A 12845-nucleotide genomic window follows, 5' to 3' on the forward strand; every position below is an offset into this window, starting at 1 on the left:
ACTGATCACGTAAATAGCATCGGCTGTCAGAACCTGACAGGCGTGACCGGGATGAGGCAGGGCGTTTTTGACAGTCATGGGGCGAAGGCTACCGGTTAATGATTAAAGCTGCGTGAGAAGCGCGTGCGAGGTGGGCTCAAGTCAACAGAATACGAAATTGGGGTTAATTTTTGGCCCTGCGCTGAATTTCGCAAGGCAAGCGCGGGCTTACACATCGGCGGATCGGCTGCTAGGCTGGCGCAAACATAGGAGATCGTCGATGGATTTGGGCATCAAAGGCAAGCGGGCGCTGGTTTGTGCGGCGTCAAAAGGGCTGGGGCGTGGCTGTGCGATGGCTTTGGCCGAGGCGGGCGTCGATCTGGTGATCAACGCGCGGGGGGCGGAGGCTTTGGAGGCGACGGCAGCGGAGTTGCGCAAGTTTGGCGTGCAAGTGGTTGCTGTGGCTGCAGATATCACCAGCGACGAAGGGCGCGCGGCGGTGCTGGCGGCTGCGGGTGCGGTGGATATTCTGGTGACAAATGCTGGCGGGCCGCCTCCGGGTATCTGGTCGGATTGGGAGCGTGCTGATTTCATCAAGGCGCTGGATGCCAATATGCTGACGCCGATCGCGCTGATGAAGGCGCTGCTGCCGGGGATGATCGACAAGGGCTGGGGTCGGGTGGTCAATATCACCTCGCAGTCGGTGAAGTCGCCGATCCCGCAGCTTGGGTTGTCTAATGCGGCGCGGGCTGGCTTGACGGGCTACGTCGGCGGCACTTCGCGGCAGGTGGCGCCTTTTGGGGTTATTATCAATAACTTGCTGCCCGGTATTCATGCAACTGACCGCGCGGTTTCGCTGGATACCGGCGTGATGAAAGCTCGTGGTATCAGCATGGAAGAAGTGCAAGCGGAGCGTTCGGCTGAGATCCCTGCGCGGCGCTACGGCACGGCGGAGGAGTTTGGCGCGACATGTGCCTTCATGTGCAGCCAGTATGCGGGCTATATGGTGGGGCAGAATATCTTGCTGGATGGCGGGGCGATGTATTCTACGATGTAAACTTGCCGGGGTTTGGGGCGGCTGGTAGGGAAGGCGAAACAGCGTCGGGATGACAATGGCCGCCCTATCAGAACGCCTTGAAGTGCAAGGATTAACCCGCAGTTTTGGCGGGCGCGCCGTGGTATCGGACGTGTCGTTGCAGGTGGCCGCGGGTCAGGTGATGTGCCTGCTCGGGCCATCGGGTTGCGGTAAATCGACGACATTGCGGATGATCGCAGGGGTGGAAACCCCGGATCAGGGCCGGATATTGATCGACGGCCAAGCGGTGTTTGGGCCGGGGGTGAACCTGCCGCCAGAGGCGCGGGGCGTCGGGCTAATGTTTCAGGATTTCGCGCTGTTTCCGCATTTGACGGTGGCGGGAAATGTGGCGTTTGGGCTTGTCGGCGATAAGGCGGCCAAGGTGAGGCGCGTCGATGAACTTCTTGAAAAGGTGAACCTTTCCGGCTTTGGCGCCAAGCATCCACATGAGCTGTCGGGTGGTGAGCAGCAGCGGGTGGCTTTGGCGCGGGCGCTGGCACCTCGGCCTCGGGTGATGCTGATGGATGAGCCGTTTTCGGGTCTGGACAACCGTTTGCGCGATGGCATTCGGGATGCGACGCTGGAGGTGCTGAAGGCCGAGGGTGCGGCGGTGCTGTTGGTGACGCATGAGCCGGATGAGGCGATGCGGATGGCGGATGAGATTGCGCTGATGCGAGACGGTTATGTTGTGCAGCGTGGCGCGCCTTACAACATCTATAACGCTCCGGTAGACCGGGCGGCGGCGGCTTTCTTTAGCGATATCAACGTGATCCGGGGTGTGTCTAGGGGGGCTTTGACGGCGACTCCGTTTGGCGAGTTTTTGACGCCGGGGCATCTGGATGGAGCGGAAGTGGATATCGTGATACGTCCGCAGCATCTGAAAATCGACTTTGATCGGGCGGGGCGCGGGCCTAATCCGACGGTGCCAGAGGGCACTCCGGCACGGGGTGTGGTGCAGCGGGCGCGGTATTTGGGCCATGCCAGCTTGGTGGAATTTCGCATGGAGTTTGACGGCTCTATCCTGACCGCCTCGGTGCCGGGGGTGTTTTTGCCGAAGGCTGAGACGCCGCTGTGGCTGATGATCAGGCGGGATCGGTGTTATGTGTTTCCGGCGGGCTAAGTGCTTGGGGACGCTGGGTTAACTTTTGGGATTTTTGAAAAGTTAATGAGCTGGAAAACGGCCATGAAGCGGCCATTTATCGGCCATACGCACAGCAGGGTTTGGCGGCGTTAACCTTGATCGCGAATCGTCTCGGATTCCATGCGGGCGCGGTAGTCTGAAAGGCTGCGACCGGGCTCGTCTGGGAAACGCTCGCCGGTTGCGGTGACTGCCACAATCCGGTCAACACGAAAGCTGCGGAAATCGCCACGGGCTTCGCAGTAGGCGGCGAGGGTTGAGACCTGAGCGTGTTTTTCTAAAGCCAAAGGGCGAATGTCGCGGTGGCTCTCGGTGCCGCGCTGGTCGATGTAGGTGATTGTGACGCGCTCATGCGCTTTGATGGCGCGGCGCAGGGGTGGCAGGTGCTTGGGGGCGCGGTTGTCGGTTGGGCCGGGGAAGGCGAACAGATCGCCTTCGTCTTTCGTAGGCGCTGGCGTCACAGCGGCGATACGCTTGGCGAGGGCGCGGGCGGCTTTGGCTAGGGTCGCATCGTCGCCTTGGGTCGCAAGGCGCAGGCCAAGCCGCAGAGCCTCAAGCTCCACCGCGTTCAAAATCATTGGCGGCAGGGTGATCGGCGCGCGCAGGATGTAGCCGACGCCACGCTCACCTTCGACCGGAAGCCCCGAGGCCATCAGCGTGTTCATGTCGCGCCAGATCGTGCGGATGGAGACGCCAAGGCGTGCCGAGATATCGGAGGCGCGGTGCAAACGACCGTCCCGCAAGATTTGGATCAGGTCAAACAGGCGGTCGGTGCGGCGCATTGGTTTCCATCGTGAGATTTTGCGGGATAGGCAACTGACACATAGCTGTCAGCTATAGCGGAGAAATCGGCTGGTTTATAGGGTTTTCGGGTTTCTTTTGGCCAGCATCCCTGCCTAAGTCAGTGCCGGACCTGCCGCGGCTTGCGGCTTAATGGAGAATTGATGATGCATATGAGCCCCTTGCACCTGTTGGTGGTAGCGATTGTCGTGCTGGTGCTGTTTGGCCGTGGCAAAGTTTCCAGCCTGATGGGCGAATTTGGTCGCGGCATCACCGCGTTCAAAAAGGGCGTGTCCGATGGCTCGTCTGAGATTGAGAAAGAAGCGGCGGCAAAGGCTGCGCGCGACGTAACGCCGACTGACGCGCCGATCATCGTTCCAACCGAAAAAGACAAGGTCTAAGCCTCGGGGCTGCGGGGTGCGTTGCGGCCTTGAGCCGTAGCGCCTTGCAGTGGGGGGCGGTGATTTGAAGCTTGCAGCCTTGGGCTGTGTCTGATGAGTGTCTGACTAAATGGCCAATTTAGGCCGGACGTCGCGAAGGGGCTTGCTTTAGATGTTTGGGGATATCGGCTGGGCCGAGTTGGTGCTGATCGGCATCGTGGCGCTGATTGTGATCGGGCCAGAGGATTTGCCGGACATGTTCCGACAGTTGGGGCGGTTCACTGCCAAGCTGCGGCAGATGTCGCGGGAGTTTTCCCGCGCGATGGAGCAGGCGGCGAAAGAAACTGGCGTGAAAGACGTGGCGGACGATCTGAAGGCCGCGACTTCGGCGAAGAACCTTGGTCTGAACAAGGTAAAAGAGGCCGCTGATCGGTTTGAGAAATGGGATCCGATCAAGAATGCTGCCCGGCCAACTCCGGTGGCGAGCAAGCCTTTGGTGCCAGCGCCGATGCCGTCCCAGGCCGCGGCTTCGGTCGTGGAAGCTGGAGCGGCCCCTGCGGTGGCGATTGAAGCTGCGGTAGAGCCAAGGATATTGGGGCCTGAGACGCAGGCTTTGATGGATAAGCAGGCGGCGAAAAAGGTCATTCTGGCGGAAACCGCAGAGAAGTTGAAAGCGGTTGACAGTGGCATTGCGGCATCGAAGGCGGATGTGAAGCCTGCGGTGAAACCTCGGGTGCGCAAGCCGATAAGCTTGGCGGAACCTAGCACATTCTCGACCGCATTGCCTGAAGCAGAATCCCAACCCGCCGCGAAACCACGCGCTCCACGCAAAATCAAAAAGGCGGATGAAGCATGAGCCATACCGATGATGTGGAGGCTAGTTCCGCGCCGCTGATCGAACACCTGAAAGAGCTGCGCAACCGGATTTTGATCTCGGTTGCGGTGCTGGGGGTGGGCTGTCTGGTCGGTTATTTGCTGTGGATTCCAATCTTTCATGTGCTGTCGATTCCGATGTGCAATGCGATGGCGGATTACGGGCAGAAGTGTCAGTTCGTGCTGATCAAGTTGCAGGAAGGCTTCTTTGTGGCCGTGAAGATTGCGGTTTGGGCCGGCTTTGCGATGTCGTTCCCGGTGATCGCGTTTCAGCTGTGGCGCTTTGTGGCTCCGGGGCTGTATCGCAATGAAAAGAACGCGTTTTTGCCGTTCATGTTGGCGTCTCCGGCGATGTTTATCGCGGGGGCGGCGTTTGCCTATTACATGATCCTGCCAGGGGCATTTCACTTCTTCCTGTCGTACCAGGGTGATTTCGCCAAGGCGATGAATCCGGGTGCTGCTCCTGTCGCACCGTCGATCACAAGTGCTGCGGCGGGGGTTTTGTACCAAGGCTCGGTCGAGAGCTTCCTGTCGTTGACCATGCAGTTCATCATGGCATTCGGGCTGTGCTTCCAATTGCCGGTGCTGCTGACACTGATGGGCAAGGCCGGGATGATCTCGGCTTCCGGTCTGCGGGCGACGCGGAAATATGCAGTGGTGGCGATTTTGACGGTGGCTGCGGTGGCAACGCCGCCGGATGTGATGAGTCAGTTGATCATGTTTTTCGCGATTTATCCGCTGTATGAACTGTCGATCTGGATGATTTCCGGGTTTGAGAAGAAGCGTGAGGCGCAAGAGCGCGCCGATGGCACTTGGGTGGACCCGGAAGAATGACCGACGCTTTGTTGCGGATTGCCGAGGCGTTGGAGCGGTTGGCTCCACCGCCCGTTGCAGCACCGGATTTTAGCGCCGAGGCGTTTGCGTGGCACACCGGGCCGGATCGGCTGGAGCCTGTCGTGAAGGTGAGCCGGGTTGATATTGGCCTGCTGATCGGGGTGGATCGTTCGCGCGATACCTTGCTGGAGAACACGCGGTATTTCGCGAGGCGGCTGCCTGCGAACAACGCGCTGCTTTGGGGGGCGCGGGGGATGGGGAAATCATCCTTGGTGAAGGCGATCCATGCGGCGGTGTGCAAAGAAGGCCATGATCTGAAGATTGTGGAATTGTCTCGCGAGGATTTGCCGAGCGTGCAGCGGTTGTTGGCGCATCTGCGCAAGGCTCCGTATCAGTTTATCCTGTTCTGCGATGACCTCAGTTTCAGCCATGACGATCAGCACTACAAATCGCTGAAAGCGGTGCTGGATGGCGGGATTGAGGGCCGGCCGGAGAATGTACTGCTTTATGCCACCTCAAACCGCAGGCATCTAATGCCGCGCGATATGATTGAGAATGAACGCTCGACCGCGATTACTCCGGGCGAGGCGGTGGAAGAAAAGGTTTCACTGTCGGATCGGTTCGGGCTGTGGCTGGGGTTCCATCCGTGCTCGCAGGACGAATATCTGGAGATGATCCGGGGCTATGCGGCGGCTTATGGCGTGACGGTGGAGCCTGAAATCCTGCGGGCTGAGGCGATTGAATGGCAGGCGACGCGGGGCAGCAGGTCTGGCCGGGTGGCGTGGCAATTCTTCTGCGATCTGGCAGCAAGGCACGGGGTGGCGTTGTGACCCCCGGTGATGTGACCTCTTGCCATTTCTGCGTGTGGGCCTGATCTTAGCGGCATCATGATTATAGAAATCCTTGTTCTGGCTGCGCTGATCGTATTGAACGGCGTGCTCTCGATGTCCGAAATGGCAATCGTTTCGGCACGGCCTGCGCGGCTGAAATCGCTGGAGGGCAGAAGCAAAGGCGCTGCGGCGGCGTTGCGGTTGGCGGAAAATCCCGGGCGGTTTTTGTCCACGGTGCAGATCGGCATCACCATGGTTGGGGTGTTGTCAGGGGCATTGTCTGGAGCAACTTTGGGCCTGCGGCTGACCAACTGGCTGATCCGTTTGGGAGTCGATGCGGATTGGGCATCGACCTTTGGGGTTGGTGGTGTGGTGGTGACGATCACCTATGTCTCGCTGATCATTGGAGAATTGGTGCCGAAACAGCTGGCTTTGCGCAATGCCGAAGGGGTGGCCATTCGGATGGCGCCTGCGATGGCGATCCTGAGCAAAGTGACGACTCCGGTGGTGTGGTTGCTGGATTGGTCGGGCAAGTCGGTGCTGTGGCTGCTGGGTCAGCGCGGCGATACTGGCAATAAGGTGACGGAGGAAGAAGTCCACAGTCTGTTGTCTGAAGCGCATGAAGGTGGCGTGCTGGAGGATGGCGAGCGGGAGATGATGGCGGGCGTGATGCGTCTGGGGGATCGCACCGCGCGGGCGCTGATGACGCCGCGCCATGAAGTGCAGATGTTGGAGTTGGAAAGCACCTCGGCTGAGGCGGTGGCGCAGGTCCGCAAGATCGCGCGGCCTCGGATGCTGGTGCAAAGCCGTGCCAGTGGTGAGGTGGTGGGGATTGTCACCCTTGCCGACGTTTTCAACGTGGTGTCGCGGCGTGAGGCGCTGGATTTGCGCGCGCTGGTTGTCGATGTACCGGTGGTTTCGGATCAGGCGGATGCGTTGGATGTGTTGGTGGTGCTGCACAAATCGCTGCATCACATCGCGTTGGTTTACGATGAATACGGCCACTTCGAGGGCATAATCACCACCGATGACGTGCTGGAAGCGATCACTGGGGCGGAAAGTTCGGCTGATGCGGATGAGCCTGCTTTGATCAAGCGGGCGGATGGCAGCTTGCTGGTGTCGGGCTGGATGCCTGCGGATGAGTTTTGTGATCGGCTCGGGCTGTCGCGGGAATTGGCCGGGGAATACGATACGATTGCCGGGCTGGTTCTGCACCAGTTGGACCGGATGCCGGTGCTGGGGGATGTCTTCGTGGCCGAGGGTTACAAGTTTGAGGTGATCGACTTGGATGGGCTGCGGATTGATAAGGTTCTGGTCAGCGAGGTTTGAGGTTGGGGGGCTCCCAAGTTGGGAGGGTTGATTTTGTTGGGTTAATCGCTCGGGTGGGGGGTATGGTTAACCGGGGGTTAAGGCTTGGGGTCGGTGGTGGAGCCTGCGGCGGGAGTATTTGGGCTTTCCGATTGACCACTGGCTGTTGACCCGATTATTTTCCGTGACAATAGCGATTTCCGGGATGCCATAGAGCGATGTATAAAATACTGATTGTAATTTACGACCATTATATCGGGTTTGGCGTCCTGTCGATATTTTGCTTTATAATGGGTCAGTTTCCTATTGCTGCGCGCGGTGCTGGCACGATGTTTGCGGGAAAGTATATATTTTTTCTCTTTTTCCTAGTGCCGCTATTGATAAGAATCATGCGGTATTATCGAAAGATGAGAATGTAGTGGCGAAGGTCTGATTTTGTAATTGCAGATCTTAATTGCCGATCGAACCATTAACCTGCGCAACAGAGGGTTGCGCCTGACCTCGGGATGGCGCTGCGAGGTTGGTTCTGCGCGGTTTATGGTGCGGCATCCCCTACAGAATTTCTACTGGCACCGGTGCAGACGCGCCCTCCCGGGGGGAGGTCAGGCGCGGCCCGGCGGGCTTCGCCCTTGATTCCGAGCGAAAAAGAAGGCGGGTTGGCTGAAACTGCCAGTCACCATCGCAAGTATTTACGATCCGCAAATTGCTTAGTTGTCGCTTTGCAGCGCACGGGGGCAGAATTCTTTGACATAGCTGCGCATCAAGCTCCAAAGTTCCGGAAATGATATGTCAATTTCACTTGATGAAATGTAGAGGCCGTCCATGTTAAATAGTTTGCCCATTGAGCGCACAAATCTCCCAGACCGGCTTAATTGAAGACGATAGCTCCCATAGGAAACCAGCTCCAATCGAATGAGCGAGGATCTTTGGGTTGAGAATACAGAGACACGCGCAATCGCCGACCACGGAATTTCGCCTATAAACGAGCGTTTATCAATAAGGCCGGTTGGCGAGAAGATGACGGGCGTCTTGCTTGCATAGAACAACCGATACAACACCAACCCCGAACACATTCCAAAAAACAGCACTGACAGCCAGCCGAAGAATAGGATTTTTCTGCGTTCGGGATTTCCGAGCGATACATAAATCAGCACAATTCCAAGCGCGATAAAAACGATTGCGACGAGGAGAAGGCCAATTATTTTTGGAGATGACCGCCTGATTGTGGTTTGACCGAGGCCGAGAGTTTGCATTTCTGCTCCAAAGCAAATGTTTCGTTAGGTTGAAACCAGCTTTGGCTTTCTCACCAAAACCAAAGCGCCCCAACACGGGGCGCTTCACACAATTACTGCAGATACGCCATCGGATCGACGGAATCGACGCCTTTGCGGACTTCAAAATGCACGAAGGCGGGGTCTCCGGCTCGGACGACGGCGATGTTTTGGCCTTTGGTCACTTTGTCCCCTTTGGCGACCTTCAGGCCATCAACGCCCGCGTAAACCGTGAGGATGCCGTCGGCGTGGCGGATGACAACGATGGGGGTGCCAGTGGTATCTTTGGTGATCGCGGCGATGGTGCCGTCGGCTGCGGATTTCACCGAAGACCCAGCAGCGGCGGCAATGTCGATGCCGTCATTTTTCTTTTTGGCATAGGCGCGGATCACCTTGCCGTTCACTGGCATGGCAAAGCGCGAGGCCGAGGCGGCGGTGCGGTCTTTGCCAAGATCAGCGGCCGGGGCGGGTTTCTCGGTCGCTTTGGCGGGTTTCTCGGCGGGCAGCGGTTTTTTCGCCGAGGGCGGCTCGGGTGTCGGTGAGCCTGCGCCGGGCACGGTGGTGATTGCCACCGGGTCTTTCGGTGGCGGCGCGGCATTTGCGGTCGGGATGATCAGGAACTGGCCTTCGCGGACTTCCAGATCGGGGCCGAGGCCGTTCCAATCGGCAATCGAGCGGGCAGAGATGTTGTAGATCCGCGCGATAGAGAAAGCGGTTTCGCCGCGTTTGACTTGGTGGCGTATCGGCACCAAGCTGTTGGTTGCCGCGGCGGGCTTTGCCGGGGTTGCTGTGGTGCCAACTCGGTCAAGTGCGGTGGTGGCGATAGAGCTTACATCGACGGCACCGGGTGCGGCGGTGCTGGCGGTTGGGGCCGCTGCGACGCGGTTTGGTAGCGCAAGAGTTTCGCCTTCCCGCAAGCTGTCGGTCGGCTTCAGGCCATTGTATTGCGCCAACTGGTCGGCAGGCAGGCCAACGCGGCCCGCGACCGACGCCACCGTATCGCCACGCTGGGCGACGGCCGCCTGATAGGTTGGGTAAGACAGCACGCCACGCGCATCAGCGGTGGGGCGCGGGTCGGTCGCGCGCAAGGCGGCATCCGAGGTATCCAGCGAGCCGTTGCCCGCGCGCAGATCCCAGTCGAACGGGCGCGAATTGCTGCAAGCTGAGATCAGCAATACGGCGCTGAGGCCAAGAACGGGGATGCGCGAAAGGGTCATGCTAGCCTCTATATCTTGCCCGGTTTTTCCGGGTCAATTCGTTGCGTGTTGAAAGTTGCTTCAAATTTACAGGGAAACCATGAAACTTGGAACCGCTTTAGTCTGCTTTTAGTCGGCACTTATCCCCTCGACCAGCGGCACGAAGCGCACTGGGCGGAGTTCCTCGTAATCGTAGCCCGATGCCAGCCGAGTGACTTTGATCAGGTGCTGCACTGTATCAGATTGGCCGACTGGCACCACCATGATACCGCCAACTTTCAGTTGCGCCAAGAGCGGGCCGGGCGGGTCTTCTGCCGCAGCCGTCACGATGATGCGATCAAACGGCGCTTGGTCGGGCAGACCAAAGCTGCCATCGGCGGTCATGGCGACGATATTCACCAGACCCATATCGCGGAACAGTTCTTGCGCCTCTCGCACCAATCGGCGGTGGCGGTCCACGGTGTAAACCCGGCGGGCGAGGTGGGAAAGAATGGCCGCTTGATACCCCGAGCCGGTGCCGACTTCGAGCACGGTATCGCGGGAGCTGATATTCAGGGCTTGGCTCATCAGCGCCACCACCGAAGGCTGGCTGATGGTCTGGCCGCAAGCAATCGGCAGCGGCATGTCTTCATAAGCGCGTTCGGCGAACAGACCGCGCACGAACTGGCCGCGATCAACCCGCTCCATCGCGGTCAGCACGCGGGCGTCGGTGACGCCTTTCGATCTTAGGGCAAATAAGAACCGCATCTTGCGTTCGGCCGCCGTCTCATCTTCGGGCTGGCCGTTCTCCATCATGCGAGCCGCTTTGTCAGGTCGGCGAGGGTGTCATGCGCGGTCAGATCGCAGCGGAGCGGGGTGATGGAGATATAGCCGTCTAGATTTACCGCAGCGTCGGTGCCGGGCAGGGTGGGGGTGTGCTGCGGGCCGCCCTTGATCCACAAAAACCGTTTGCCAGACGGCGCGGTGTAAGGTTGCACGCCGAATGCAGTATCGCGGCGAAAGCCTTGCGGCGCGACCTTGTGGCCTTTGACGGCCTTTGCGGCGCAGGGCGGGAAGTTGACGTTGTAAAAGATGCTGTAATCGTCGGTATTCCACAGGCCCTTATCCAGCAGGGTGCGGATGATTTGGACGCCGTGGGTGGCTGCGGCCTCAAACGGGTCATCTAGGTCGTCGGTGTCGCGGCCCATGTATTGCGACAGCGCAATCGCGGGTATGCAGTGCAGAGAAGCTTCAATCGCAGCGCCAATGGTGCCCGAGTAGAGCACGTTTTCGGCGGAGTTGTTGCCTCGGTTGATGCCCGACAGCACCAGATCAGGTTTCGCGCCCTCGAGCACATCATAGACGCCAGCCAGTACGCAATCGGCGGGGGAGCCTTCGACGGCGTAGCGGCGCTCCGCCAGTTTCGCGTTGATCATCGGGTGGGTGTAGCTGATGCAATGGCCGACGCCGGATTGCTCAAACGCTGGCGCGACGGTCCAAACCTCCCCTCCGGGGCCTGCAATTTCCTGCGCGATACGGGTCAGCGTCACGAGGCCGGGGGCGTTGATGCCGTCGTCATTGGTGATCAGAATGCGCATCAGGCTGCCTTATGTTTGTTAGCGCTTTGATAAACGCTTGGCGGCTTGGCGGCAAGCACTGCTGGTGTTCAGGAGCGGTTAAACCGCAATCTGTGCCATGCGCGCCGCAACTTTATTCAGGTGGCGAGTGCGGGAGGCTTCGGTGCTGGCGTCGATGGCGTAATGGGCGAGCCACAGGGTTTTGCATCTCGGGTTGGTGCAGACGCGCAGGCCGCGCAGAAATTGGCGTTTGCCGGGGGCCGATAGGAGGAGGTTGTATTGCAGGCTTGAGGCTCCGAGGCTGGTTATAACGGCTAGCAGCCGGATGTTGCGGAGGCCGGGTTTCAGGCCGGTGGGCATCGGGTGAAAGGCTGTGCCGGGGCGCAAAGTGCGGTCGAGCCAGCCTTTCAGGATGGCGGGTGGGCCGCTCCACCATGTCGGGTGGGTGAAGATCAGCCCCTCGGCCCACGCTAGGGCTTCGATATGGGGGGTGAGTTCGTCGGGGATGGCATCGGGGTCGGGGTAGCTGAGCCATTCGTCGGGGGTGAGGGTGGGTTGGAAGTTTTCGGCGTAGAGGTCGATCAGTTTGACTTCGTGGCCGATTTTGCGAGCGGCTTCGATGGCGGTATCTCGGCAGGCAGCGGTGAAGCTGCTGTCATCCGGATGGGCGTGGACGAACAGCAGGCGCATCAGGCGGGTTGGCCGCGCTGGCTTTGTGCCAGTTTCAATAAGGTGTGAGCGGTGACCGCGACCAAGATCACGCCACCGCCGAACAGGGTTTTCATGCCCGGATTCTCGCCGATGAACAGCCAGACCAGCACCGGGCCTGCAATGATTTCCAGCATGGTGATCATCGAGACTTCAGCGGCGGGCAAATAGCGCGGGCCGATTTGCAGCAGGGCGCAGCCTCCAGCCAAGATCACGCCACCAGAGATAAAGATCAGGGCGATTTGGTTTGTGTCCAGCGGAGCCATTGGCGCGAACGGATAGGCGATGACGGAGGTCAGCAGGTAGCCGAGCGCAATGGAGGGCATCAGATTGCCAGCGGGGGCCATGCGGATCACGACATAATAGGTGGCGATGGCTGCGGCATTGGCCAGCGCAAACAAATCGCCCGACAGATGCCCGCCGCCCAAACTGCCCGCGCCGATGATGCCGACGCCCGCGAAAACCGTGAAGATCGCGCACCATGTTGGGGTGTCAATGCGCTCGCGCAGGATCGCCCATGACAATAGCGCCGCGATGAACGGCGCAGTGGCGAGGATCAACAGCGCGTTTGCGGCGGAGGTTTGACCCAAAGAGGCGAGGAAGAACACCGAACCCACGCCTTGCAGGAATATCATCGCGAGGGACGGCCAACGCAGGAGCTCTCGCCAGTTCGGCAGGGAGGATCGCCCGAACAAAGCGAGGCCGAAGAACGTGGTGGTGGCTGCCGCAATGCCGCGCCAGACCGCGATGGTCATGGTGTCGGCGTCGATCAGGCGGACCACGAGGGCATCGGGGAAGAAGAACAACACGCCTAGGACGGTGACGGCAAAGCCGTAAGCTTGCGGGTTGCGGGCGGATAGCGGTGGGCGAGCGGTGGTCATGGGGGTGTCTCCTCTGCCCGGGGTTATAGGGGGGAT

Annotated in this window: 13 protein-coding genes and 1 pseudogene; 7 read left to right on the plus strand and 7 right to left on the minus strand. The window is 59.6% G+C overall.

Features of this window, described 5'->3' with window-relative positions; genetic code table 11:
* The first annotated feature begins 259 nt into the window (after nt 1–259).
* Both JWS10_RS19245 and JWS10_RS19250 read left to right on the plus strand, forming a co-directional pair.
* Complete coding sequence (locus JWS10_RS19245) at nt 260–1036, plus strand: SDR family oxidoreductase (RefSeq protein WP_299509409.1); 777 nt, start codon at nt 260–262, stop codon at nt 1034–1036.
* A gap of 55 nt (nt 1037–1091) precedes the next feature.
* Complete coding sequence (locus tag JWS10_RS19250) at nt 1092–2174, plus strand: ABC transporter ATP-binding protein (RefSeq protein WP_299509410.1); 1083 nt, start codon at nt 1092–1094, stop codon at nt 2172–2174.
* Between the two features lie 110 nt (nt 2175–2284).
* On the opposite strand, the gene JWS10_RS19255 is transcribed toward JWS10_RS19250, so the two are convergent.
* The gene (locus JWS10_RS19255; protein ID WP_299509411.1) at nt 2285–2974 is read right to left on the minus strand and encodes a YafY family protein; all 690 of its coding nucleotides are present in this window, start codon (nt 2972–2974) and stop codon (nt 2285–2287) included.
* A 165-nt stretch (nt 2975–3139) separates the two neighbouring features.
* On the opposite strand from JWS10_RS19255, the gene tatA reads away from it, so the two are divergent.
* The 5 genes and pseudogenes from tatA to JWS10_RS19280 all read left to right on the plus strand — a co-directional run bounded on the left by tatA (nt 3140) and on the right by JWS10_RS19280 (nt 7218).
* Entirely contained in the window at nt 3140–3373 is a 234-nt protein-coding gene (gene tatA, locus JWS10_RS19260) for a twin-arginine translocase TatA/TatE family subunit (protein ID WP_299475178.1), read from the plus strand.
* Nucleotides 3374–3524: 151 nt separating this feature from the next.
* Nucleotides 3525–3809, plus strand: a pseudogene (gene tatB, locus JWS10_RS19265) (Sec-independent protein translocase protein TatB); the annotation flags it as partial.
* Between the two features lie 395 nt (nt 3810–4204).
* Entirely contained in the window at nt 4205–5059 is an 855-nt protein-coding gene (gene tatC, locus JWS10_RS19270; RefSeq protein WP_299509412.1) for a twin-arginine translocase subunit TatC, read from the plus strand.
* Nucleotides 5056–5889 (plus strand): ATP-binding protein, encoded by an 834-nt coding sequence (locus tag JWS10_RS19275; protein ID WP_299509413.1) that lies wholly within the window; start codon nt 5056–5058, stop codon nt 5887–5889. The genes tatC and JWS10_RS19275 overlap by 4 nt, the downstream gene beginning before the upstream one ends.
* A 57-nt stretch (nt 5890–5946) precedes the next feature.
* Nucleotides 5947–7218 (plus strand): hemolysin family protein, encoded by a 1272-nt coding sequence (locus JWS10_RS19280; RefSeq protein WP_299509415.1) that lies wholly within the window; start codon nt 5947–5949, stop codon nt 7216–7218.
* Nucleotides 7219–7904: 686 nt separating this feature from the next.
* On the opposite strand, the gene JWS10_RS19285 is transcribed toward JWS10_RS19280, so the two are convergent.
* From JWS10_RS19285 to JWS10_RS19310, 6 genes are all read right to left on the minus strand, one after another.
* Complete coding sequence (locus tag JWS10_RS19285) at nt 7905–8450, minus strand: STM3941 family protein (RefSeq protein WP_299509417.1); 546 nt, start codon at nt 8448–8450, stop codon at nt 7905–7907.
* A gap of 92 nt (nt 8451–8542) precedes the next feature.
* The gene (locus tag JWS10_RS19290; protein WP_299482597.1) at nt 8543–9685 is read right to left on the minus strand and encodes a LysM peptidoglycan-binding domain-containing M23 family metallopeptidase; all 1143 of its coding nucleotides are present in this window, start codon (nt 9683–9685) and stop codon (nt 8543–8545) included.
* A gap of 108 nt (nt 9686–9793) precedes the next feature.
* Nucleotides 9794–10456 (minus strand): protein-L-isoaspartate(D-aspartate) O-methyltransferase, encoded by a 663-nt coding sequence (locus tag JWS10_RS19295; RefSeq protein WP_299482603.1) that lies wholly within the window; start codon nt 10454–10456, stop codon nt 9794–9796.
* Nucleotides 10456–11241 carry a 5'/3'-nucleotidase SurE gene (gene surE / locus JWS10_RS19300; RefSeq protein WP_299509419.1) on the minus strand — a complete coding sequence of 262 codons (786 nt, stop codon included), beginning with the start codon at nt 11239–11241 and terminating at the stop codon, nt 10456–10458. Before surE ends, JWS10_RS19295 begins: the two co-directional genes overlap by 1 nt.
* Before the next feature lie 78 nt (nt 11242–11319).
* On the minus strand, nt 11320–11910 hold the full coding sequence (locus tag JWS10_RS19305; protein WP_299509421.1) for an NAD(P)H-dependent oxidoreductase: 591 nt from the start codon (nt 11908–11910) through the stop codon (nt 11320–11322).
* On the minus strand, nt 11910–12809 hold the full coding sequence (locus JWS10_RS19310) for a DMT family transporter (RefSeq protein ID WP_299509422.1): 900 nt from the start codon (nt 12807–12809) through the stop codon (nt 11910–11912). The genes JWS10_RS19305 and JWS10_RS19310 overlap by 1 nt, the downstream gene beginning before the upstream one ends.
* Between the last annotated feature and the right edge of the window lie 36 nt (nt 12810–12845).

Origin of the sequence: Cypionkella sp. (genome assembly GCF_028290025.1) — a bacterium.
In the GTDB taxonomy this organism is placed as follows: Bacteria; Pseudomonadota; Alphaproteobacteria; order Rhodobacterales; family Rhodobacteraceae; genus Cypionkella.